The following is a 25,136-nucleotide window of genomic DNA, read 5'->3' as shown; positions in this document are numbered from 1 at the left end:
TAAATATTAATACAATATGAATAAAATAATTTATAATGTAGCATGGCTGATACTGACAACCTATGCAATAAACTCATGCCAGCACTCACCACTAGAGCAGAATAAAAATGAAAAAGAACAAATCGCTGATAGCATTACCAAAATTCTATCAACATCTTTAGCACAAAATGCATTAGTAAGCAATGAACTGATTCTAAATGGTAATATAACATGTGATGAAAGCAAAATTGGTAAGGTTTTTATTCCTTGCAGCGGCAAGATAAGCGACATCCAACTGCAAATCGGTGACTATGTAAGTCAAGGTAAGCAATTGGCCATCGTTCATTCAGCTGAAGCAGCAGAATACAATAAACAACTGCACGAAACTGATGCCGAAATCAGACTGGCACAACGCGAACTTCAGATGAAACTTGATTTGCAACGAAGTGGAATGTCTACTAATAAAGAGATAGAAGAAGCACGTGAAAGACTAAAGGTTGCTAAAGCCGAGAAAATACGATTACGGTCAGTAGCCAACATCAACAATTTCGGCCAACTTTCACATGCTGTACTCACAGCACCTATATCAGGATACATTATCACCAAGAATATTTATAATAACTCGTACTTTGACTATACCAACAACGATGAACCAGCTTTCGAGATAGCCAATTTGGATGATGTATGGGTAATTGGCAATGTCTATGAAAGCGATATCGCTAAGATACACCAAGGAGAAAGGGTATACATTACAACCCTATCCTATCCAAATGAAAAATTTACAGGAACAATACAACGCGTTTATAGTATCATGGATACAGTTAGCAAAACCATGAAAGTGCGCGTTCTATTACATAATCCGAAAGGAATGCTTAAACCTGGCATGTTTGCAAATATACATATTCAGACAGGTAATAACGTCAGTAGAACAAGTGTGCCTCAAAAAGCGATAGTCTTTGAAAACGGACATCAATATGTTGTAGTTCAAGACAATGACAAAAAACAAAAGAACCATTATCATAAGCAAGAAGTGAAAATAGACCATCAGTCCAATGACATCGTCTATATTAGTCAGGGGCTCAAACCTGGTAAAAAGGTGGTATGTAAAAATGCACTTCTGATATTCAATGCCCTCAACAACCAATAGACTTATGAATAAACTTATAGACTTTATCATAACATTCTCACTGAAGAGAAAATACGTTATATTTTGTATTACTGTAATAGCAGCTATCGCGGGTATACTGAGTTTTTCTGATACCCCAGTAGATGCTTATCCTGACGTAACCAACACGAAAGTAACTATTATAACACAATGGCCTGGTAGGAGTGCTGAAGAAATTGAAAAGTTCGTAACCATCCCTATCGAAATTGCAATGAACTCAGTTCAAAAGAAAACGGATATCCGGAGCACTACCCTTTTCGGCCTGTCTGTAATAAATGTCATCTTTGATGATCACGTGGATGATGAATTCGCCCGTCAACAGGTATTCAATATGCTTCATGATGCCGATTTACCAAATGGAGTGACACCCGACGTACAGCCTTTACAGGGTCCTACAGGAGAAATTTACCGTTACACATTGAGTAGCAAAAATAAAAGTGTACGTGAACTGAAAACATTGCAAGACTGGGTTATTGAACGCAAACTGAGATCGGTTTCCGGCATCGCTGATATAGTTAGCTTCGGTGGTGAAGTAAAAACTTTCGAAGTTAGTGTAGACCCTAACCGACTAGCTTCATATGGCATCAGTTCATTAGAATTGTATGAAGCTATTGCCAAGAGTAATATAAATGTCGGAGGTGATGTAATCGAGAAAAGTTCGCAAGCCTATGTGGTACGAGGTATCGGTATGATTAATAATATTGAGGAGATTGGAAATATCGTTGTCAAGAATATTAATGGAACACCTATCCTCGTCAAAAATCTGGCCCATATTCACGAAAATAATCAGCCAAGACTGGGACAAGTGGGAAGAGATAATACAAATGACGTAGTAGAAGGTATTGTTGTCATGCGCAAAGGTGAAAACACCCAGAAAGTCATTGCTGCTCTCAAAGACAAAGTGGCAGAAATACAAAAGGAAGATTTGCCTGATGACGTAACCATCACTCCTTTTTATGACCGTGAAGAACTGGTAAATCTCTCTATTCATACAGTTCTTCATAATGTGATAGAAGGCATCCTGTTAGTTACACTTGTAGTATTCCTCTTTATGAAAGACTGGCGTACTACAATTATTGTTGCAAGTGTCATTCCACTGGCTCTTCTGTTCGCCTTTATATGCCTGCATATCACTGGCATGAGTGCTAATCTGCTATCAATGGGAGCTATTGATTTTGGAATTATCATCGACGGTGCAGTCGTCATGGTAGAAGCAATCTTTGTAGCACTAAGTGACAAGGCTAAATATTTGGGTATGGCCGCATTTAACAAATATGGAAAATGTGGTCTGATACGTATCACGGCACGCAGCAAAGCAAAATCAGTTTTCTTTTCAAAACTTATTATCATTACAGCTCTCCTGCCAATATTTAGCTTCCAGAAAGTAGAAGGGAAAATGTTTTCTCCACTTGCTTTCACATTAGGTTTCGCTTTGTTAGGTGCACTCATCTTTACCATGACCCTAGTACCAGCTATGGCTTCTGTACTGATGAGTAAAAATATCAGCGAAAAGAAAAACAGATTCCTTGAATTGATCTACAAATACTTTGACTGTTGGTTTGCATTTCTGCATCGCCATGCAAAAAGTACTATTATTGTAGCTATTTTCACTATGATTTCCGGTCTTTCGAGTTACATGTTTTTGGGATCAGAGTTTTTACCAGAAATGAATGAGGGATCTATCTACATCAGGGCTACACTTCCACAAAGCGTCTCGCTCAAGGAATCAGTAAAACTATCCGATATATTCCGTAAAATAGTGAGAGAGTATCCTGAAGTAAAAGAGGTAATTACCCAAACTGGTAGACCAAACGATGGTACAGACGCAACTGGTTTTTATAATATCGAACTTTTTGTTAAGATGTATCCAGAAAATGAATGGACTACAGGACGTAATAAGGAGCAACTCATTGATGCTATGAACAAAAGCCTGAACGCTTATCCAGGTATCGACTTTAATTTCTCTCAGCCTATCAGTGATAATGTGGAAGAAGCTGTCAGTGGTGTCAAAGGTGCCATCGTTGCTAAAGTATACGGACCGGATCTTTATGAGAGTGAACGAATAGCCAAACAGATATACAAAACCATGTTGCCTATACAAGGTATTACCGATTTAGGGGTCATAAAGAATATAGGACAACCTGAACTGCAGATTAATATCGATGAAAACAGACTAGCTCGATATGGCGTGAACAAGGAAGATGTGCAGAGTATCATTGAGATGGCCATTGGTGGAAAAGCTGCATCACAAGTTTACGAAGATGAGCGTAAATTCGATTTGGTGGTAAGGTATGATCAGCCATTCCGCAACAATGAAGAAGAAATTGGAAAAATCAAGGTACCTGCAAGTGATGGAAGTATGATTCCAATCAAGGAACTGGCTGATATTCATACCATAACAGGTCCATTAATTATTTATCGAGAGAATCATACCCGTTATTGTGCCGTAAAATTTTCTGTCCGTAATCGCGATATGGGTTCGGCCGTCGATGAAGCAAGAGCTAAAGTAGCCCAAAACGTAAATCTTCCTGATGGCTATAAAATAAGCTGGAATGGAGATTTCGAAAATCAGAAACGTGCTACAAGCAGACTGTCTCAGGTAGTCCCTATCAGCATTCTTCTTATATTCGCCATACTTTATATGCTCTTTGGAAACAGTCGCGATGCCATACTTGTACTGCTCAATGTACCATTTGCTGCCGTGGGCGGATTACTCATATTATTACTCACCCACTTTAACTTTAGTATATCTGCTGGTATCGGCTTCATCTGTCTCTTTGGGATATGCATACAGAATGGTGTCATTATGATTATGGATATCAAGCATTATATTAGGCATGATCAGGCTCTACCCGATGCTATTTCAAAGGGTATGCACTCTCGTATCAGAGCTGTACTAATGACAGCACTAATGGCTATATTAGGTTTGATGCCTGCTGCACTGAGTCACGGTATCGGAAGCGAAAGCCAACGACCTCTGGCTATCGTAATCATCGGAGGACTCATTGGTGCAACCATATTTACCCTATTTATCTTCCCTCTCTTTGTGGAGAAAATATATGGACGAACTGTTTTCAATAAGAAAGGTAAATTAAAACAACGAAAACTGTAAGAGAAGCCTAGACTATCTAAAAAATATTAGTATTTTTGCAGAGCATGATTAATGATTCTGAATATATGTCTACATCTTATATTTGCATGGTTGAGGATGAACTCAATATCTCTGATTTCGTATCCCGAGGTCTTAAAGACTTCGGATACGAAATCGATGTATTTCATAATGGACAAGAGGCTTGGAACAAACTCAAGGCAGACAATAGATATGATCTACTGCTACTCGATATCAGAATGCCAGGCATGACTGGATTGGAAATATGTCAACACTATCGTGAAAAATATGGTTATCATACTCCTATTCTAATGCTTACTGCACTGGGAACTACAGAGGATATTGTCATGGGATTACATGCCGGAGCTGACGACTACGTTGTTAAACCATTTAAATTTGCAGAACTCATAGCACGAATAAAAGCAATGCTGCGACGTACACAGGCATTACAGCAAAACTCTCTGATCTATCATGACCTAACTATAGATCCATCAACTCACAAAGCCATCCGTAGCAATATAGAAGCAGATCTAAGTGTCAAAGAATATAGACTTCTGGAATATATGATGCAACACCATGGCGAAGTCATTTCAAGAAGACAACTTCTCAAAGATGTATGGGATAAAGATTTCGACACGAATACAAATATCGTAGATGTATATGTTAAATATTTGCGCACTAAAATAGACGATCCTTTTAAAACCAAACTCATACACACTATCATTGGCATGGGATATATGCTTAAATAAAGAAAAATGGTCATTAAAAATGAAATGAATACAGGACATAAAATATCTATTACATATTCGGTCATAACCATTGGACTTGTTCTTTTGGCAGGTTTGATATTTTATATAATATTTTCAAAATATACTGAAAATCTATATTTCGAATACCTTCAGGAAAAAGCTCACGTAGTAGCTACAGAACGATTTGAAAAAGATGAACTGTCTCCTGAGAAATATAAACAAGTGGTTCAACTTCGAAAAAGAGCCATTCCTACTTCACAACAATATTTTATTAATTTGTCAGATCATGTTAAGGCAAAAGGTATGATTAGCAAATATCTATCCGATACCCAATTATCTGATTTATTTAAAGGAAAGGATATTAATTTTAAATATGGAGACGAAGTGGGATGCGCATTCACTTATGATGACAACGAAGGTATGTTTGCTGTTATAGTAATGAGCCGCAATCCTTATGGTGAGGCGATAAATCAATATATTGGGATTGCAATTATGGCTATCATATTCGTATCCGCTATTATTCTATATCTCATCAGCAGACTATATGCTATAAAAGTAGTGAACAGAATTGATAAAAATTATCAAACCGAAAAAATGTTTGTCAATAATGCATCACACGAAATAAATAATCCACTTACAGCAATTCAAGGTGAATGTGAAATAACACTTATGCGTGAACGAACTCCTCAAGAATATATTAATACACTACAGCGTATAAACGAAGAAACTGATCGAATTATCAATATCATGAGTCAACTGCTTCAGTTCTCTCATACCCGAATGGAGAAAATTAACGAAACTGAAATAGAAAATGTAAACATGGCTGACTTCATGCAAACATTTACTAATGAGCATACTTTACTGACAATAGAAGATAATTTTTCTGTTGCTATAAAAGAGAATCTACTTCATATCGCCATACGTAACTTAGTAAATAATGCTCACAAATATTCAGGGGAAAAGCCTATATCTTTAACACTAGGACATCATCAACTAATCATACAGGATTATGGTATAGGTATACCTGAAGATGAAATTCAGCATATATTTGAACCTTTTTATAGAGCAAGTAATACAACATCTATCAAAGGACACGGCATCGGATTGGCGCTTGCTCATGAAATACTAGAAAAATATGGCTGTAAACTTACTGTTTCATCAAAAAAAAATAATGGAACTAAAATTTGTATTACTTTCAAAAAAACATACTATTAAAAAATCATCTATCAATTTATAAGGCTAAACAAATAACTAAAAAATTAGCCCACGATTCACATCGGGGGCTAACAACAACACAAACACAAAATTCAAATGCCTTATAAAAAGGACATTTGCTATATCTTATACAAGCCCAAATAGGCCTACGATATCTAGTCTAAAGTGTATATTCTAATAAATACAAACTTTACATAACTCCATCTTCACGAAGTTTCTGCTGCCATTTCCAAGCTGACGCCAACACATCTTCAAGTGGAGTTTTAGCTTCCCAACCCAATACTTTATTGGCCTTAGTACAATCACCCCAAATCTTTTCGATGTCTCCCTCACGACGAGGACCATATTTCCAATTCAACTTCACACCGGTTGCCTTCTCAAATGTTTCAACAATCTCAAGTGTAGAATTTCCACGTCCTGTACCGATATTGAAATACTCAATTGCATCGGTATCCTGATCGAGTACACGTGCCATAGCAGCAACATGAGCCTTAGCCAAATCAACTACATAAATGTAATCGCGAATACAAGTTCCATCAGGGGTATCATAATCCTTACCAAATATCGTCAATTCCTTACGGATACCCATAGCTGTCTGAGTAACATATGGTATCAAGTTAGCAGGAACACCATTTGGAAGTTCTCCTATAAGAGCTGTTGGATGAGCCCCAATTGGGTTAAAATATCTTAGAACAATGCTCTTAATAGCAGCACCACTATGGATATAGTCAAAAATAATCTGCTCATTAATCTCTTTTGTATTTCCATAAGGTGATGTAGCTTTCTGATGAGGTGCATTCTCTGTTACAGGAAGATTCTCTGGCTTTGGCTGTCCATATACAGTACAACTTGAAGAAAAAATGATTCCCTTAACATCATACTGTGGCATCAACTCGAGAAGATTAACTAAAGATACAATATTGTTACGATAATACAACAATGGCTTCTGTACACTCTCGCCTACGGCTTTACTTGCTGCAAAATGAATGATACCTTCTATCTTTGGATACTTCTTGAATACTTCCTCTGTAGCATCTTTATCACGTAAATCAACCTGTTCGAATGCAGGACGTACACCGGTAATTTTTTCAATACCATCAAGTACTTCTATCTTAGAATTGCTTAGGTTATCTACTATTACTACGTCATATCCGGCTTCTATCAACTCTACAGTAGTATGAGAGCCTATAAAACCAGTACCACCTGTAACTAATATTGTCTGTTTCATATATTTGATTACTTAGTTAACAACAAAGATACGCATTTATTTTAAAAAATGCGTACCTTTTTCAAATATTTTTATCGAAGTAAATAATATTTTTACTCTTTCGAAGAAAATTTCATTAGTTCAAACCAAACAATGTACGAAGACCACCCTCAAGACCACTAAAGCCCATGAAAGCGAGAGCCAATAAACCAGCTGTAACTAGTACTATACTCATGCCTTGCATGCCTTTCGGGATTTTAGTTAATGCCTGTTGTTCACGAATACCTGCAAAAAGTATCAATGCCAAAGCAAAACCAAGAGCTGTAGAGAATGCATAAACTACACTCTGAAGTAATGAGTAGTCTTTCTGAATAACAAGAATTGCAACTCCAAGCACTGCACAGTTGGTTGTAATCAAAGGGAGAAATACACCTAATGCCTGATAAAGAGCTGGTGACGTTTTCTTCAGAATAATTTCAATCATCTGTACCAAAGCAGCAATAACCAAAATAAAGGCCAAAGTCTGTAGATACTGCAAATGAAATGGAGTTAACACATAGGTCTGAATGAGGAAGGTTACAATTGTAGCTAAAGTCATAACAAAAGTTACAGCTGCCCCCATACCTAATGCTGTATCAATTTTCTTAGATACACCAAGAAATGGACAGATACCCAAGAACTGTGACAATACAATATTATTAACGAATATTGCAGAGATAAATATCAATAAATATTCCATAATTGTGCTATTTAACGTTTAATTTTATTGATAATAGCTGAAAGATATCCTAAAGTGATAAATGCACCTGGAGGAAGGATAAACAGCAAAATATTGGTAGTCTCTGGCAATAGATTGATACCGAAGATACTACCGGCACCAAGAAGTTCACGAACACAGCCTAAGAGAGTAAGAGCACCGGTAAAACCGAGTCCTATACCTATACCATCAAAGATGCTAGCCAACGGTGAATTCTTGCAGGCAAAACTCTCTGCACGTCCCAAAATGATACAGTTTACTACTATCAGCGGTATAAATAGACCCAATGCCTGATTAATTGAATCTGGAGCATATGCACTCATAACCATCTGAAGAATAGTAACAAATGCTGCTATCACGACTATGAAAACAGGTATACGAACCATATCGGGGGTAATCTTCTTGATACAAGAGATTACAAAGTTAGTACAAATCAATACGGCCATTGTAGCCAAGCCCATAGAAAAACCATTGATGGCGCTTGTCGTTGTAGCCAATGTTGGACACATACCAAGGGTAAGAACAAATGTAGGGTTCTCCTTGATCATGCCATTCAAAAGAACTTTAATATTACTCATAGGGCTTATCTTTTCTTATTAGATTTGATATACACGGCATAAGCCTGATTGATAGCCTTCAGGAAAGCACGTGATGTAATAGTACTAGCTGTGATGGCATCTACAGCATTACCGGTCTTATCATCCTTGCTTACATGGAGATCACCATCAGCTGGATTTTTACCTATAATATTACCTTTGCCACCCTTCTGGAACCAATCACCTGCTTTAGCACCAAGACCAGGTGTCTCTGCGTGCTGAAGAATGGTATAGCCTAAAATCTGACCTTCTGGATTGAAACCTACGAGTACTTTCAAATCGCCACCAAAACCACCAGTAACACTTTCTACTGCTGCACCGAGGGTCTTGCCACTCTTATCAGTTGTAGCGTGAATGGTAAAACTTACTGGTTTACCATCAATAGTCTCTGTTACATTAACAGGCTCAGCAACTTGCAAATCATTGGTTCCCATAACGTTCTTGATACCTGCAGCAAGGGTCTTTTCTGCCTTTTCAGCTATTGGACCTTCTGTAAGATGGTTGATATAAGCTAACAAACCACCGATTATCAAACTTACTCCTACCAGTACAAGAACCATATTTGTCAAAGATGATTTTAATTTTTGCATCTTTTTATAACTTTAATTCTTTGTAATTTCGTTGAATACTCTCTATTACTTAGCTATACCGTAGCGCTTAGGCTTCATATAGTGATTAATCAGAGGTGTAAAGCCATTCATGATTAAGATCGCAAATGACATTCCCTCTGGATAGCTTCCCCAATTACGGATTACAATAGTGAGGAAACCAATAGCAACACCATAAATAAGCTGACCTTTCTTTGTCATCGGACTTGTAACATAGTCGGTAGCCATAAAGATTGCACCCAACATCAAACCGCCACTCAGCAACTCATATACAGGGTTAGCATATACAGGATTAATCATATGCATTAAACCACTAAATACAAAAACTGTGCAAAGAATAGATACAGGAATATGCCATGTGATAATTTTCTTCACAAGCATATAAATTAAACCTAAAAGAAGCGCAGCTGCACAAACCTCACCTATAGTACCTGCACCCATACCATTCGCAGGATTACCAAGCAACATAGTAAAAGTATCAGGAAGCCTATCCAATAAAGATGCATCGCCTGTCTTGATAGCTTCTTTCATAACACTTAATGGTGTAGCACCTGTCTGTGCATCGAGATAACTACCTAACTGTCCCACAGTAGGCCAACTTGTCATCTGCGCAGGGAAGCTAACAAGAAGAAAACAACGACCAACCAATGCTGGGTTAAAAGGATTATTACCAAGTCCTCCAAAAGACATCTTACCAACTCCAATAGCAATAAGCGCACCTAGGATAATTATCCAAAGAGGTAAATTACTAGGAAGATTCATACCCAAAAGAAGACCTGTTAGCATAGCAGAGCCATCAAGTACTTGCGGCTTAGTCTTTAGCATATATTTAGCAATTGCCCACTCAAAAAATACGCAGGCAGCCACACTGGTCAGCAACACTACAGCTGAACCTATTCCGAAATAATACAGAGAAACGAGAACAGCAGGAATCAACGCTATAATGACACCGTACATATTTCTTTCTACACTATCATTTCCATGTGCGTGTGGTGAAAGAGAAACTATTAATTTTCCCATTTTATTATTTAAATTTCTTGATTCTATTATTTATAGGTAACACTCCACTTAAGCCTTAGCATCTGCAGGCTTAGCTTTTTCAGCTTCTGCCTTAGCCTTCTCTGCTTCAGCTTTTGCCTTCATTGCACGACCGCGAATAATTCCCATAACAGCGCCTTTTCCATTAGCAATATTATCGAGTAAAGGACGGTGAGCTGGACAAGTAAACTGACAACTTCCACAAGATATACAACTTACAACTTCCTCTTGCTCAAGCTGATCAAACATCTTGTTAACAGAAAGTGTAGCCAATAAATATGGTTCCAGTCCCATAGGACAAGCTTCGACACACTTACCACAACGAATACAAGCCTGTGCTTCTTTTCGATGAGCATCTTTTCCTGTAAGTACTGTAATGGCATTGGTACCCTTACATACAGGAACATCAAGGCTAATAACAGCCTTACCCATCATCGGACCACCTGCAAGAACTTTGTTATCATCATCTGGAAGACCACCACATGCTTCAATAAGTTGACTCATTGGTGTACCCATACGAACTAAGAAGTTACTTGGATTCTTAATATGCTTACCTGTTACAGTGGTATAACGTTCAAAGAGAGGCTTATTCTTCATAACAGCTTGATAAACAGCATATGCTGTACCTACATTCTGAACAATTGCACCAACATTTACAGGTATTGCAGGTGGAGCTGGAACCTGACGCCCAACAACTGCATCTACTAACTGTTTTTCACCTCCTTGAGGATATTTTGTCTTCAAAGGAACAACTTCAATTCCTGCATGTTCTTTACATAATTCTGTTAGCAGACGAATAGCTTCTGGCTTATTCTCTTCTATACCAATAAAGCCTTTATCTACCTTAGCTGCTTTCATCAAAAGCTCTACACCTACAAGAATCTCATCAGCATGCTCCATCATCAAACGATAATCAGAGGTGATATATGGCTCACATTCTACGGCATTTATAATAACAAATTCAGCTTTAGCTGTAGGTGGAGGACACAACTTGATAAAAGTAGGGAAACCAGCACCACCCATACCTGTAACACCTGCTACCTTGACACGATTAACAATTTCTTCTGAAGTTAGTTCAGGATGAGCTGCAAGTGTCTCAAGAGTATCACTACGATCAATGCTTTCCTCCCACTCGTCTTCTTCATCGACATTAATAATAATAGCTGGCTTGCGATAACCAGTAGCATCATAAACATTGTCAATTTTAGCTACAGTACCTGATACTGAACTATAAACAGGAGCTGAAACAAATCCACCTGCCTCAGCCAACAACGTACCAACCTTAACTTTATCACCACGCTGAACTACTGCTTTAGCAGGAGCACCAATATGCTGAGAAAGCATAAAAATGGCTTGTTTTGGCAATTCTGCTACCTTGGTAGGTATCTCAGCAGTGATCTTATTTTCCTCTGGATGTACACCGCCTATTTTAAATGTATGTAGTTTCATTACTTTTTCTCCTCTACTTTAGTTTCTTCGTTAACAGAAGCAGCAGCAGGCTGAGCAACTGTTTCAACCGATTTCGCAGGCTGAGCTTTCTTCACAGGGAAGTTAACTTTGATAATAGCGCCTGTAGGACATTCATCAACACACTTGGTACACATGCGACACTTGTTGAAATCGATATAAGAAAGGTTGTTTTCAATAGTAATTGCCTCAAACTTACATACCTTCTGACATTTACCACAACCGATACAAGCTGCAGTACAGCTCTTACGTGCAACAGCTCCCTTATCCTTATTGACACACTGTACATAAACACGGCGTCCCTTTGGACCTTTCTTACGAAGCTCTATAATATGGCGTGGACATGCCTTGGTACAAGCACCACAAGAAGTACACTTCTCTTCGTCTACTTCAGGGAGACCTGTCTCTGGATTCATATGAATAGCATCAAAAGCACAAGCTTTGGTACAATCACCACAACCCAAACAGCCGAAACCACATCCGGTTTCACCACTACCATTAGCATTCATTGCCTGACAGGTACGAAGACCGTCATACTCAGCAATACGAGGACGATTTGTACATGTTCCATTGCAACGAACCACTGCAACCATAGGTTCAGTATTAGCAACAGCCATACCCAACAGGTCGGCTACTTCACCCATGACAGGATCACCTCCAACAGGGCAACGAATACCCTCGATAGAACCTGCATCGGCACCTTTAACAAGAGCTTCTGCAAGACCACCACAGCCTGCGAAACCACATCCACCACAGTTAGCACCAGGAAGTATTTCTACTACCTGAGCAATGCGGGGATCTTCTTGCACAGCAAATTTCTTGGAAACGATATAAAGGATTACAGCTGCAACCAGCGCTATCGCTCCAAGAACTAGAACCGCAATTAAAATAAAGTTCATAATTTTTGTATTTGTTTTAGTTTAAATTATTTCGATTCAATTTTAAAATCAACGATTTCGCGTATCTTATTGCGCATCAGGTAGATAACAAAAAAATATGGTATTAATGCTGCAAGGCCGCAAAGGGCTGCAGTCCCATCGTTTCCTGTTAAAGCCCGAACAACAAAAAGTACTACTACCATAATAACAAGAGGTAGTCCATAACCTAACATAGTAGCACGATACCCTACTGTTGTATTAGTATACACCATAACGTTCTGACCAATTTTATAGGAGCTAGTGTCATGATGAAAAACGTCTATAATCTTTTCTTTTTGTTCTGAGGCGTTACAATGTCCTGAAATCTTACATGCACTACACGAAGCTGACTGAAGGATGCGTACATGTATACAGTCATCTTCTATCGAATCTACAATTCCAGCGTGAGTTATTTTCTCCATTTCTTGTGTTCGCTTTATTTAGATCTTTGTATATTAGATTTTGCAAAGTCCACTTTACAAATGCAAAGATAACAACATATATCGAATAGAGCAAATAAATCAAAAAGAAATTATTCTTTTTTCTATACCACTAGAAAAATTATTAGTCAAACATTTTGATTTTCATGATAAATACCTTATCTTTGCTTTAAATTTATAACAAAAAAATAGAAATGGAAGCAAACGAGCAGATAACACAGCAAGTTGGACGCTTCATCAGAAAAGTAGCAGAAAAATTTCCTATAACTGATGAGCTATCTTTGATAACCGATATCCACGTAAGAGCCAATCAGGAAACAGGGGAACTTTTGGCTTATGACGATGATGACAATGAAATTACTCGTGTTACAATAGAAGCATGGTTTAACTGTCAGGATGAAAATTTTGATAATATTGTAACTTCCATCCTTCGCGAAGCCCTTCTGAAGAATGAGCAAATAGTAGGAAATCTTGGTATTCTTAAACCTTATAACTTTGTTCTCGAATCGTACGAGGAAAAAGAATATATCGCTGAACTTTTTCTAGCAGATGATGATACGGTTATTATAGGGGGTGATTTGATGCCAAATTTGGACGAAGATTTGAATCATTTTCTTGACGAGCTTCAATTGGAAGATTAAACATTCAAATTATTATATATAAAAAGAGCTTGCCATAGTTTAGCAAGCTCTTTTTATTTAATTATAGCTTTATCTTCTTTTTAGTAATTTTACTTTCATTACCTACTCTATCAAGCGAAGTTACAACATAAGTATATTTTGTTTTTCCATTCTCATATGGTAATCTGTACATTGTTTCAGAAGTAATTGCAAGAATCTTTTCTGTATTCTCTACATCCACTTTCTCACCAGGATTAAACTTATATACGACATAACGCTCTGTAGCATCACCCCATTTTTTTGCCTTTGGTGCTTTCCAGAAAAGTATATAACCATCACTAGTCCATACTGGCTTAAGACTTTTCACTTTCTGAGGAGCCTTATTATCTAAGAATGGCATTAATGGCGGTAAAGCTGGATTTTTCCAATAGTTCTTACGAAGTACCGTACCATAATTGCCATAATTATCTACTGCTAATCGGGAATACCATAATACAGTACCATCAACATGCTCCATTTGCTGATGTAAGCGGTATTTTGCAGCCATTTGATTGCTTTGTGGATTATTAAGATCCGCAAACTTACAAGTACGTTCGATGTCTTCACCTATATATAAAGGACGATTACTTGCGTGTTTATTCCACCACTTGATAAGAGTCTCATAATCTGCTGTTGTATGGCCAATTTGCCAATAGAGCTGTGGCACATTATAATCCACCCAACCATTATTTACCCACATTAACACATCGGCATAAAGATCATCATAATTCTGCAAACCTGCTGTAGCAGAACCATTTGGTGAATTTTTCTGATTACGATATATACCAAAAGGAGAAACACCAAATTTGACCCATGGCTTTGCTTTATGAATGGTTTCACCTAACTCCTTAATAAAAATATTCACATTATCACGACGCCAATCTGCAATATTACTAAAACCGTGATTATACTGTTCAAACTGTCTACTGTCGGGTATTTGTTGACCTGGTGCTGGGTACGGATAAAAATAGTCATCAATATGTAAGCCATCAATATCATAACGATTCACAATATCCTCTACTACCCGATAAATGTATTGCCTATTCTCTGGCATACCTGGATTTAGAATAAATAGATTATCATAAGAGAATACGCGTTCTGGATGCTTGATGGCAATATGATTACTTACTAAGTTTGTTGTACCTTTTGTTTTAGCTCGATATGGATTTATCCAAGCATGAAGCTCCATACCTCGTTTGTGACACTGTTCCACCATCCATTGAAGAGGATCCCAATATGGTGAAGGAGCTTGTCCCTGTACACCCGTAAGGAATCTACTCCAAGGTTCGTACTTGGACGCATAAAGAGCATCACACTCTGCACGTACCTGAAAAATGATAGCGTTAACACCATCTTTCTGTAATTCATCTAACTGATGAAGCAGATTACTCTGCATAGCCTCAGTAGACATTCCCTGAAACTGTCCATTAACGCACTGTATCCAAGCGCCACGAAACTCTCGCTTCCGTGCTGACACTTGCAATATAGAAACTAGTAATAAAATCAGTAAAAAGATTTTTTTCATTGTTAGGATTTTATATTTTAAGACTACAAAGATACAACTAAAAATTGAACGCACAAAATAACCAATAGAAACGTATAAAAATAAAATAGAGTTTGTCATCACGACAAACTCTACTTACATACTTACTAAAACTAAATTAACCACTAAAAAAACTAATCTTATTTAAAGTTTTATCTTTAATCAAATTTGTTTGAAATAAGCAGAGGCTATGAACCCTCATTCTTAATTCTGATGCAAATATAAGACTAAAAATTGTAACTACCAAATATTTTTAGGGAAAAGTTTAATTAAACCCTATTTTTTATAATAATCCTAACAATTCTAAATTGAATTAGAATCTATATCCTAATGTCACCAACAACTGATTACGCTTGTTGCTGACTGATGTTGGAGCTACATAGTTGCGACCATCTACATCATTGACACTATAGTTCATAAATGGATAAAAATCACCATTCGTCTGACTATATTGATAGGCCATATCTAAGTACAACTTATCAAACGTAAAACCGACACCTGCTGTAATGCGATTAGTTGATTTCCAATTGGTATAATCGGTTGAGGTTGCGTAGGCTACACCTTGAGAGTCTAGAGTCTGATCTCTGAAACCATCACTTTCAAACTTAGGTGATACATAGTTGTAACCCAAACGAAGAGCTATTGTCGAAATGGGTTTATATTCAAAACCCAACTTCAATGTATGTACACCTTTTAATACCATATCTGTATTACGATTCATGACCTCATCACTTACAGATGTTGATGAATAAATGTCATAATAGTAATCATAGTAACCGCCATCATCGATACGATTATCCATTGAACTGTAATCTGAGTATTCGTACGTAAAACCTAAAGCCAGATATCGTCCTACGGTGTGACCTAAACTTAATCCAAACTTCCAAGGTGTATTCATTTTATAGTCCAATCGAACATCACTTCCTCTATTAATTCTTTCTGAACCTATCTCACCTCCTTCGATATCACTTGAAGCCGCAAGAGATAAATTATAGAATGTAGGAGTATTAATATAAACACCAAATCGGAACGGAGAGGTCTCAATAGGACGGAAAATAGCACCCACTTTCATATCAAAGCCTGTACCTGTAATACGTAAACTTTCCCATGCTTGACCATACGTGTTATTCTCTAATGTTTCCGCATAGACTGAATTAGATGTATAATGCACATCATGAATACCTACAGAAAAACCTAAGAAAACACGATCATGGATGTTTCCACTAATATTGAAATCATAAGTACCGATGTATCCTTTCTGATATTGACCAAAACGAAATTCCTCACCATTAGAATAATCAATATGGCGATCTTTATTATCATCATAATACTCATAAAGACCCTCCACATACTGACCTTTACTGTTATAAGCACCACCATAAGCAGCATCAATGGTTGTCGTGTTCCCATCTTTGAGAATATTTCCTTTAAACTTATTAGCTGTAAGTTTATTCAGAGAAGCATTATCCAACCGACCTGCAGCACTCAAAATTTGGTCAAAATTCTTACTTTTATGAAAATTGAAAGACAAATTCAAGAAAGAATTAGCTCCTGATCGCCGAGCTAAGACAAAACCAGCTTGATCAAAACTTGCATTTGTTTTATTGCCATTAAAACTAAATCCTACTCCATTAGCAAAAGGATCCAAAGAAGTCTTTGCGCCAGACTGGCCTACCATACCAGCAGAAATAGCAATCTGGCTACTCTTAAATAATCCAATACCAGCAGGGTTACTACTTATTGTAGAAATATCTGCACCCAGCGCTTCCATCGCACCACCCATCGCAACATATCTTGCCGTACCATTCAGATCATTAGCAATCATTTTTTCATTGCTATAGGTGTCCTGTGCTGCAGCAGGAATTGTCACTAGTCCCAAAGCTGCTATGTAAATATATTTTTTTTTCATAATTCCATATCATTCAAATTTCAAAACCAATAATCACCAAAATGTTGTAATACGTCATCCTTTAGCGATGGCCACCGCCAAGGTGACCACCACCGCCACCAGAGCGACTAGAGCCTCCGCCTGAATAGCCACCACCACTACTACGAGAGACGCCGCCACCGAAGCTTGATCCTCCAAAATTAGAACCGCCAAAAGAACGGTTATTATAAGAACCACTACTATAAGTAGAAGTATTATTATTAATTACTTGGCGATTGTTTGATGAATTGTAACCTCTATTACGTCCTGCTCCACCCCATGAACGACCAGGCAACACTCCTGTTCGAGCTGTGAAGCGAGCTTGACGCTTACTATAGCGAGATACATAAATACCACGATAAGGCCAATAATAAGGACCTACATAGCCGTAATACCACGGATCATACCAGCCATAAAAACCATAGTAATAGCCAGGATACCAACCATAATAATATGGATCATACCAAGAATCAAACCATGGACTATACCAGCTGCTATACCAGCCGTATCTCCAAGAAGGGCCATATCCCCAATAAGGACCGTAACCATAACGATAACGATAATACCAAGGATCATAGAATCCATCCCAACGACGCATGTATTCTGTATTGTCAAAATCTTCCTTCTGACTATAATACTGATACAATTTCCCTGCAAAAGTTGTATCAACGTACATAGAATCTGGATAAATACCTTTACCCATGGTCATTTGAATGATATCGTTACCTAAACTGTCTGAACCTATCTGCTGATAATGACTCCAAAATTTTCCATTTCTGTTATACTCATCAACATCACGGTCAGAACCACTATAGTATGCTGGTTCAGCCTCTTCATAAGAGCTCACAACCTTACCCTTTGTAGGTGTAAAGTAAAGGTCGTCGTCCTGTGCCATTGATGACAATGGCATAACTCCAGCAAGGACTGATAGAAGAATTATTCTTTTCATCTAATGCAACTTAATGATTCATATTTTATTATCAAAAATATTTCTATTTTCTTTGCAAAAATAGGGAAAAACCCTAAACGATGATAGGTTTTTCCCTATTTTTTATATCTTTGCATTGAATTTTAACTATTTGAACAATGAAATACCAAGTTGCGACTTTTCAAATCGAATGCGAAGACTCTTTAATGGAAACAGCTCAAGACTTACTAGCCGATGCTGCTGCCGAAGCTGGGTTCGAATCTTTTGAACCAACCGAATTAGGTCTGAAAGCTTACGCCCAAAAGAATTTACTCGACAAAGAGAAACTTGATGAGAACATCGAAAATTTCGATTTGCCTGGAGTCAAAATCACTTATAATATAGCGGATGTAGAAGATCAGAATTACAATCAGGTTTGGGAGGATCAAGGTTTTGATCCCATCATAGTCGATGACGACATCATTATTTATGATGCAAAGCATGCTGAGACGTTCCACCCAGAACAGAGCAAAGACCATATAGAAATTGGCATCGATGCCGTACAAGCTTTTGGCACCGGAACTCATCAAACTACTCGTATGATTGTTTCGGCTCTACTCCATATGGGGGTACACGACAAGCGTATCCTTGATTGCGGATGTGGAACAGGCATTCTTGGACTAGCTGCAAGTAAATTGGGGGCTAAGGATATTGTCGGTTATGATATTGATGAATGGAGTGTCGAAAATGCAAAACATAATGCAGAAATCAACGGTGTAAAAAACATGGAGATATATCATGGTGATGCAAATGTACTTAATCACATCAGTGGTATTTTCGATATTGTTCTTGCAAACATCAACCGTAACATCTTGCTGAATGATATGGCAAAATTCAAGAGTGTTATGGCTGCTAACGGAACATTAATACTAAGTGGTTTCTACGAAGAAGATGTGCCATTACTCCTTGATAAAGCTAAAGAGTTAGGGTTACATGAGAAATCTCGTAGCATTGATGAAAAATGGACTTGCCTTAGTCTTGAGGCATAAATATAAAATTCTTTATAAAGAAATAGAGTACGGTCTAGTAATCGTCGTACTCTATTTCTTTTTATTTTAATCTCTTTTTCAATACAAGTTTCGGTATTTTCAAAACCTGACCTTCTTTTATCGAACCTGCATCATTCAGTGCTTCCACATAGCACTCCATACCAGGACCTAAATTACTTCTACTTATACTAGAAAGAGTTTGTCCTCTTCTTACCGTAACTGTCTTTTCTACTCCTACAATCGCATAAGCACCAGTACGAATACGCGGATCACTGTCGTATTTCGTAGTAGTCTGCGGTGTAGCCTTCCGGCTATCATCAGACTGACTTACCCGTTTCTTTGAAATTGAATCTTTTTTATCTTCATGTATAGCGACTTCTTTCTGCAACTCCTTTTGAGTAGCCTTTTCTGCCAAAGCTACAGCCTTAGCAGTCTGCTGCATTCGAACACTATCCTCTTTTGCCTTTTGAAGAACAGCTGTAGATGCTGCATCAATTGTATCCGGTTTAGCAACATTTTTTTTCACAGAAGCTTGAGTAATATGCTGAATATTCTGCAAAGCTATAGATTTACCATATTGATATGCAAAAAAGCATGCAGATCCTAACAAAAGAAAGACACTGCAAACCCAAAGGATGAGTTTTCTCTTTGGCATACGAATAGACTCATCTTCATCATTGTCATCCATATCTGTAGCCAGCAGTTGCTGATCTTGCTCTTCTTCTTTCTTATCAGAATGTTTAGGAATATCTACTTTAACATTCAATTTATCTGAAGAAATTTCAAGAACATTTTCGTCCTCAGAATTTACTTCTAAACTTGCTACAGGAACAGTATCTTTCTGATTTTGCTCAATATGACTAGAATCAACTGTAATCTCATCAGACTCAGATAACATAACAGATTGATCATCTGTTGCTGAGGCAGAATACGACATTGAAGGTTCTTCTGCAAGATCATTTTCTTGTTCAAAATTTTCTTTCTCCTGAGAGTCGATAAGAGCAACCTCTATATCGGAAAATTTATGATCTTCGTCAGCCTGTTTTCCCGCTTCACGCTCATTTTGCGTATGGAGTTGTTGTCTGAAAGCAAGTATCCCTTCTCCATCTGAATTAGCAATAGATACGGCTGATTGCTCTGCTGATTCTGTGCTTTCATCCTCTACTTCTGGCTCAATTTCCATCACCTTAGTTACAGGTTTGACTACACGTTTTTCTTTTCGGAATGCTAATATACCACCATCACCAATTTTTTGATGATCAGTTTCAGAATCCGCATATTTTTCGTCTATAGCATCAAAATCAACCCCATCATTCAGCTCGACAGTTTCAAACTGTGCAAAAGGCTTGTTTACAATATCCTTTACAATAGCATCAGGAGTAAAACTTATTTTATCACGACCTTCAATAATTATACGCTCACCGGTATTAACATCGACACTTTCGCGATCTTTCACAGATAAAACCTTAAAGGTTCCAAATCCTTTAATTTTTACTTGCTTATCCTCCTGTAAACCCTCATTGACAGTATCAAACATTAGGCGCACAAATTGCTCTGCATCATCTACAGAGAGTTTATGCGTATTCACCAGAACCTTGGCCAGTTCGTTAACACCTATTTTACTCATCAAGACCTCCCTCCTCATCTTCAAAAGATGCATTTTTGAGTTGTTCCTTAATAGACTGAACAGGCTTAAAACCCAGAACTAACTTTGGTGGTACCAACATGCGCTTCTTGGTAGCAGGATTAACAACAATTCGCTCCAATCGCTTCTTCACTTCAAATGTTCCAAATGACGGAATAGAAATAATATCAGTTTCCGCAAAATGGTCGGTCATTTCATCAATAACCGTTCTTACCAACTTCTGCGTATCACGCTGATTATACCCACTCCGTTGGGCCAGTTCTGTTATGAATTCCTTATTGTTCAATGTCGATAATATTTAATAATTTATTTTGCTTTACTAGAAACTACAGTTCCAGTAAGATCAAACTCACTACTATCCACAATCTTCACCTGATAAAAACTACCTACACGCAGTTGACGTTCATTGACAGGAATAAGAACCTCTGGATCGACTTCAGGACTACTAAACTCAGTACGACCAATATAATAGTCACCTTCTTTTCTATCGATAATCACTTTCAATACTTTGCCAACTTTTTCCGCTTCTATTTCTGTAGAAATCTGCTCTTGAATTGCCATCAATTCATCAAGTCTATGTTGCTTCACATCATCAGGTACATCATCCTCATAATGTTCAGCACTATAAGTACCTTCTTCTTCAGAATAAGCAAAAGCCCCCATACGCTCAAAACGAGCCCATTTTACAAACTCTTGCAATTCTTGATAATCCTCTTCTGTTTCACCAGGAAAACCTACCAATAGCGTTGTACGTATAGTTATACCTGGAACGCGCTCACGAATAGCCTTTATTAGGTCTATTGTTTCTTGCTTCGTAACATGACGATGCATACGTGAAAGAACATTATCACTAATATGTTGAAGCGCTATATCAAGATATTTGCAAACATTATCACGTTCACGAATCACATCAAGCAGATCCATAGGGAACTGATTTGGATAAGCATAATGCAAACGAATCCATTTGACACCTGGAATATCAGCCATTTTAGAAATCAACTCAGTAATGTGATGCTTACCATCAATATCAATTCCATAATAAGTCAATTCCTGAGCAATCACCTGAAACTCTTTAACACCTTGCTCAACCAAATTCTTGACTTCATCCAAAATTTCCTGCATAGGACGGCTCACATGCTTTCCTGTCATAATAGGAATAGCACAATATGCACAATGGCGATCACAACCTTCTGCAATCTTCAGATATGCATAATGATGAGGAGTTGTCAGATGACGCTTACCATCACAAGTTATGATATCTGATTTACCTAAATCCTGAAGCAGTAATTTATAATTAAACTTGCCATAAAACTTATCTACCTCTGGCAATTCAGCTTCCAATTCTTTCTGATAACGCTGTGACAGGCAACCCATAACAAATAGTTTCTTAAGTTTACCTTCATTTTTGCGCTCCACAAATTCTAGTATCGTATTAATGCTTTCCTCCTTGGCTGTCTCGATAAAACCACAAGTATTAATCACTGCGATCTCGCCCTGAGGATTCTTACTATCAGCTACACATTTATAGCCATTGGTTTCAAACAGTTTCATCAAAGTTTCACTGTCTACCAAATTTTTAGAGCATCCTAATGATACTACATCTATTTGATTCTTTTTCATAATGTTGTTACCTTCAAAAATTTTTGCTACTGAATAACTACAAACTCATCAAAAAGTAACAGAAATTCAAGAAGAATGTATACTTAATCCTTTTTAAACAATGAATCTACAAATTCTGTCTTATTGAAAAGTTGCATATCTTCCATACCTTCGCCAAGACCTATATATTTCACTGGAACTTTAAGTTGATCGCTGATACCAATAACAACACCACCCTTTGCAGTACCATCAAGTTTAGTAATAGCTAAACTGGTAATTTCAGTTACTTTAGAGAATTGCTTAGCTTGCTCAAAAGCATTTTGTCCCGTACTTCCATCAAGTACAAGCATAATTTCATCTGGAGCATCAGGAAGTACTTTTTTCATAACTTCCTTAACTTTTTTCAACTCATTCATTAGACCGATTTTGTTATGCAAACGTCCTGCTGTATCGATTAATACGACATCAGCTCCATTTGCCTTGGCACTCTGAAGAGTGTCAAATGCGACAGAAGCAGGATCAGAGCCTTGCTGCTGCTTAATTACAGGCACACCAACTCGCTCTCCCCAAATACATATTTGCTCTACAGCAGCAGCTCTAAAAGTATCTGCGGCACCGAGATAAACCTTCTTGCCTGCATTTTTAAACTGGTAAGCCAATTTTCCTATAGTTGTAGTTTTACCTACACCATTAACACCAACTACCAGAATAACATAAGGTTTATGGTCAGAAGGAAGATCCCAATTCGAATTATCATCAGAATTATTTTCAGCAAGCAGAGATGCGATTTCCTCACGAAGAATTTGGTTTAATTCTGAAGTCGAAACATACTTATCACGCTCAACACGTTTCTCAATGCGCTCGATAATTTTCACAGTGGTTTCAACACCCACATCAGAAGTAATCAGAATCTCTTCAAGATCATCCAATACATCATCATCTACTTTTGACTTACCTGCTACAACACGAGCAAGTTTACCAAAAACACTCTCTTTGGTCTTTTCAAGACCTTTATCAAGAGTCTCTTTCTTTTTCTTATTAAATAATCCGAATAAGCCCATAATTATATAATTTAATGCAAAGATAATAAAAAAAAGAGACATGACAGTTGACTGCCATGCAAAAAACTTACAAAACAACAAAAAAAGTCGCATTCTCTTTAAGAGAACACGACTTTCGGTATGATAATTAAATAAATTGCTTATTTAAAAAAGTCCTTAACATCCTCGTTACGAACCATCTGCTCATCAAATACATAAGCACCGGTCTTAGGACTCTTTACCATCTTGATAACCTTTGAATAAGCGCGACCATCCGTAGAACCTTCATGGAGGGTAGCGACCGCTTTCTTTGCCATATCTTAGATATATTTAAAAGATTTATTACTTAATCTCCTTGTGAAGAGTCATCTTCTTGAGGATAGGATTGTACTTCATGAGCTCAAGACGCTCAGGAGTATTTTTACGGTTCTTAGTCGTTACATAACGGCTTGTACCTGGCATACCAGAGTTCTTCATCTCAGTACACTCAAGGATAACCTGTACTCTATTACCTTTAGCTTTCTTTGCCATGATTATTATTCTCCTATAACTTTAATGTCCTTCCAATCGCAATAACCTTTAGCTACAGCGTTCTGAAGAGCAGCGTCAAGACCTACTTTATTAATAAGACGAAGACCAGCTGCGCTAATCTTCAAGCTAATCCAGCAGCCTTCTTCTACATAGTAGAATTTCTTGCTGAAGAGGTTAACGTCAAAGCTTCTCTTTGTACGGTGCTTTGAGTGAGACACATTGCAACCTAACTGTGCCTTCTTACCTGTAATTTGACAAATCTTAGACATTTCTATCTTTAATTTTCTAATTCGTTAATTGATACTTATTCCAAACAGAATGCAAAATTACAATCTTTTTCCGATTAAACAAAATAATCCTTAAAAGAATGTACACTTTTAAGGATTTTTTTGATTTTAAAGAGGCATTTTCTATTAAATCACTGATTATCTGATAATAATTTAGTCTTTACTTTTTCAGTCCATTACCAGACAATCGATAGATTTTTATAAGTTCAAATCCTGCTCTTTCAAGAATTCAAGCATCAACTGAAGTGCCTGATTGGTAGCAACCGCCAAATTGATATCGCGACCAAAATCTTCAGTCAGCTGAAATGTACGAATATCATCTTTACTTCCATAAGCAATCCAAATCGTACCAACAGGGATTTCTTTTGTACCACCAGCCGGACCTGCAATACCAGTTGAAGATATAGCAAAATCTACATTCAAAGCCTTAATTACACCCAAAACCATTTGCTTGGCCACTTCCTCACAAACAGCAGTTTGCTCTTCTATTACTTCATGACTAACCCCAAGGAGATTTTCTTTTACTTCATTAGTATAAGAAATAATACCACCCTTGAAGAAATCAGAAGCACCTGGAGTCGCTATAATTGCTTCTGCAATTCTACCCCCAGTACAACTTTCAGCAGTTGCTAAAGTCTTACCTTGTCCGTAGATTAAATCCTGAATACGCTTACTTAATATTTTGCTTTTAAATTCCATATT

The 25,136-nt window shown here is 37.4% G+C and carries 25 protein-coding genes; 6 read left to right on the top strand and 19 right to left on the bottom strand.

Features of this window, described 5'->3' with window-relative positions; translation table 11 throughout:
* Nucleotides 1–16: 16 nt before the first annotated feature.
* From L6469_RS03110 to L6469_RS03095, 4 genes are all read left to right on the top strand, one after another.
* A complete protein-coding gene (locus tag L6469_RS03110) occupies nt 17–1,126 on the top strand; it encodes an efflux RND transporter periplasmic adaptor subunit (RefSeq protein ID WP_006282842.1) in 1,110 nt (369 codons plus the stop codon).
* A 4-nt stretch (nt 1,127–1,130) separates the two neighbouring features.
* Nucleotides 1,131–4,256 (top strand): efflux RND transporter permease subunit, encoded by a 3,126-nt coding sequence (locus L6469_RS03105; protein WP_006282843.1) that lies wholly within the window; start codon nt 1,131–1,133, stop codon nt 4,254–4,256.
* Nucleotides 4,257–4,321: 65 nt separating this feature from the next.
* On the top strand, nt 4,322–5,002 hold the full coding sequence (locus L6469_RS03100; protein WP_176759752.1) for a response regulator transcription factor: 681 nt from the start codon (nt 4,322–4,324) through the stop codon (nt 5,000–5,002).
* 24 nt (nt 5,003–5,026) lie between these two features.
* Nucleotides 5,027–6,217, top strand: a complete 1,191-nt coding sequence (locus L6469_RS03095; RefSeq protein WP_039870767.1) for a sensor histidine kinase — start codon at nt 5,027–5,029, stop codon at nt 6,215–6,217.
* A gap of 190 nt (nt 6,218–6,407) precedes the next feature.
* Here L6469_RS03095 and galE read toward each other — a convergent pair whose 3' ends face one another.
* From galE to L6469_RS03055, 8 genes are all read right to left on the bottom strand, one after another.
* Nucleotides 6,408–7,445 (bottom strand): UDP-glucose 4-epimerase GalE, encoded by a 1,038-nt coding sequence (gene galE, locus L6469_RS03090; protein WP_006282846.1) that lies wholly within the window; start codon nt 7,443–7,445, stop codon nt 6,408–6,410.
* A 115-nt stretch (nt 7,446–7,560) separates the two neighbouring features.
* A complete protein-coding gene (gene rsxA, locus L6469_RS03085; RefSeq protein WP_006282847.1) occupies nt 7,561–8,163 on the bottom strand; it encodes an electron transport complex subunit RsxA in 603 nt (200 codons plus the stop codon).
* A gap of 11 nt (nt 8,164–8,174) precedes the next feature.
* The gene (gene rsxE / locus L6469_RS03080) at nt 8,175–8,759 is read right to left on the bottom strand and encodes an electron transport complex subunit RsxE (RefSeq protein ID WP_006282848.1); all 585 of its coding nucleotides are present in this window, start codon (nt 8,757–8,759) and stop codon (nt 8,175–8,177) included.
* A 5-nt stretch (nt 8,760–8,764) separates the two neighbouring features.
* Nucleotides 8,765–9,367 carry an RnfABCDGE type electron transport complex subunit G gene (locus L6469_RS03075; RefSeq protein ID WP_039870752.1) on the bottom strand — a complete coding sequence of 201 codons (603 nt, stop codon included), beginning with the start codon at nt 9,365–9,367 and terminating at the stop codon, nt 8,765–8,767.
* Between the two features lie 45 nt (nt 9,368–9,412).
* On the bottom strand, nt 9,413–10,405 hold the full coding sequence (locus tag L6469_RS03070; protein WP_006282850.1) for an RnfABCDGE type electron transport complex subunit D: 993 nt from the start codon (nt 10,403–10,405) through the stop codon (nt 9,413–9,415).
* A 48-nt stretch (nt 10,406–10,453) separates the two neighbouring features.
* Complete coding sequence (gene rsxC / locus L6469_RS03065; RefSeq protein ID WP_006282851.1) at nt 10,454–11,872, bottom strand: electron transport complex subunit RsxC; 1,419 nt, start codon at nt 11,870–11,872, stop codon at nt 10,454–10,456.
* The gene (locus tag L6469_RS03060) at nt 11,872–12,789 is read right to left on the bottom strand and encodes a Fe-S cluster domain-containing protein (RefSeq protein ID WP_006282852.1); all 918 of its coding nucleotides are present in this window, start codon (nt 12,787–12,789) and stop codon (nt 11,872–11,874) included. Before L6469_RS03060 ends, rsxC begins: the two co-directional genes overlap by 1 nt.
* 26 nt (nt 12,790–12,815) lie before the next feature.
* Nucleotides 12,816–13,229, bottom strand: coding sequence for a SoxR reducing system RseC family protein (locus L6469_RS03055; protein WP_006282853.1), 414 nt, complete (start codon nt 13,227–13,229; stop codon nt 12,816–12,818).
* Nucleotides 13,230–13,441: 212 nt separating this feature from the next.
* On the opposite strand from L6469_RS03055, the gene L6469_RS03050 reads away from it, so the two are divergent.
* Nucleotides 13,442–13,888: a hypothetical protein gene (locus tag L6469_RS03050; protein WP_006282854.1), complete on the top strand. Its 447-nt coding sequence runs from the start codon at nt 13,442–13,444 to the stop codon at nt 13,886–13,888.
* A 61-nt stretch (nt 13,889–13,949) separates the two neighbouring features.
* On the opposite strand, the gene L6469_RS03045 is transcribed toward L6469_RS03050, so the two are convergent.
* The 3 genes from L6469_RS03045 to L6469_RS03035 all read right to left on the bottom strand — a co-directional run bounded on the left by L6469_RS03045 (nt 13,950) and on the right by L6469_RS03035 (nt 18,325).
* Nucleotides 13,950–15,431: a glycoside hydrolase family 10 protein gene (locus L6469_RS03045; RefSeq protein WP_027453521.1), complete on the bottom strand. Its 1,482-nt coding sequence runs from the start codon at nt 15,429–15,431 to the stop codon at nt 13,950–13,952.
* Nucleotides 15,432–15,762: 331 nt separating this feature from the next.
* Complete coding sequence (locus tag L6469_RS03040) at nt 15,763–17,358, bottom strand: OmpP1/FadL family transporter (RefSeq protein ID WP_006282856.1); 1,596 nt, start codon at nt 17,356–17,358, stop codon at nt 15,763–15,765.
* 61 nt (nt 17,359–17,419) lie between these two features.
* Nucleotides 17,420–18,325, bottom strand: coding sequence for a hypothetical protein (locus tag L6469_RS03035; RefSeq protein ID WP_039870755.1), 906 nt, complete (start codon nt 18,323–18,325; stop codon nt 17,420–17,422).
* Between the two features lie 137 nt (nt 18,326–18,462).
* Here L6469_RS03035 and prmA point away from each other — a divergent pair, with 137 nt between their 5' ends.
* Nucleotides 18,463–19,332, top strand: coding sequence for a 50S ribosomal protein L11 methyltransferase (prmA, locus tag L6469_RS03030; protein WP_039870756.1), 870 nt, complete (start codon nt 18,463–18,465; stop codon nt 19,330–19,332).
* Nucleotides 19,333–19,393: 61 nt separating this feature from the next.
* Here prmA and L6469_RS03025 read toward each other — a convergent pair whose 3' ends face one another.
* The 8 genes from L6469_RS03025 to L6469_RS02990 all read right to left on the bottom strand — a co-directional run bounded on the left by L6469_RS03025 (nt 19,394) and on the right by L6469_RS02990 (nt 25,133).
* Nucleotides 19,394–20,959: an HU family DNA-binding protein gene (locus L6469_RS03025; protein ID WP_006282859.1), complete on the bottom strand. Its 1,566-nt coding sequence runs from the start codon at nt 20,957–20,959 to the stop codon at nt 19,394–19,396.
* Entirely contained in the window at nt 20,952–21,263 is a 312-nt protein-coding gene (locus tag L6469_RS03020; RefSeq protein WP_006282860.1) for an HU family DNA-binding protein, read from the bottom strand. Before L6469_RS03020 ends, L6469_RS03025 begins: the two co-directional genes overlap by 8 nt.
* A gap of 20 nt (nt 21,264–21,283) precedes the next feature.
* Entirely contained in the window at nt 21,284–22,597 is a 1,314-nt protein-coding gene (rimO, locus tag L6469_RS03015) for a 30S ribosomal protein S12 methylthiotransferase RimO (RefSeq protein ID WP_006282861.1), read from the bottom strand.
* An 83-nt stretch (nt 22,598–22,680) separates the two neighbouring features.
* Nucleotides 22,681–23,637 carry a signal recognition particle-docking protein FtsY gene (ftsY, locus tag L6469_RS03010; protein ID WP_006282862.1) on the bottom strand — a complete coding sequence of 319 codons (957 nt, stop codon included), beginning with the start codon at nt 23,635–23,637 and terminating at the stop codon, nt 22,681–22,683.
* 140 nt (nt 23,638–23,777) lie between these two features.
* Nucleotides 23,778–23,933, bottom strand: coding sequence for a DUF4295 domain-containing protein (locus L6469_RS03005; RefSeq protein WP_006282863.1), 156 nt, complete (start codon nt 23,931–23,933; stop codon nt 23,778–23,780).
* A 25-nt stretch (nt 23,934–23,958) separates the two neighbouring features.
* Nucleotides 23,959–24,147, bottom strand: a complete 189-nt coding sequence (gene rpmG, locus L6469_RS03000) for a 50S ribosomal protein L33 (protein WP_006282864.1) — start codon at nt 24,145–24,147, stop codon at nt 23,959–23,961.
* 5 nt (nt 24,148–24,152) lie between these two features.
* The gene (gene rpmB, locus L6469_RS02995) at nt 24,153–24,416 is read right to left on the bottom strand and encodes a 50S ribosomal protein L28 (RefSeq protein ID WP_006282865.1); all 264 of its coding nucleotides are present in this window, start codon (nt 24,414–24,416) and stop codon (nt 24,153–24,155) included.
* A gap of 216 nt (nt 24,417–24,632) precedes the next feature.
* Entirely contained in the window at nt 24,633–25,133 is a 501-nt protein-coding gene (locus L6469_RS02990) for a CinA family protein (protein ID WP_006282866.1), read from the bottom strand.
* Between the last annotated feature and the right edge of the window lie 3 nt (nt 25,134–25,136).

The sequence above is a fragment of the Segatella baroniae B14 genome (assembly GCF_022024235.1).
Classification (GTDB): Bacteria; Bacteroidota; Bacteroidia; order Bacteroidales; family Bacteroidaceae; genus Prevotella; species Prevotella bryantii.
Note: the sequence above shows the minus strand (reverse complement) of the source record. Positions and strands in the feature narration are given on the sequence as shown.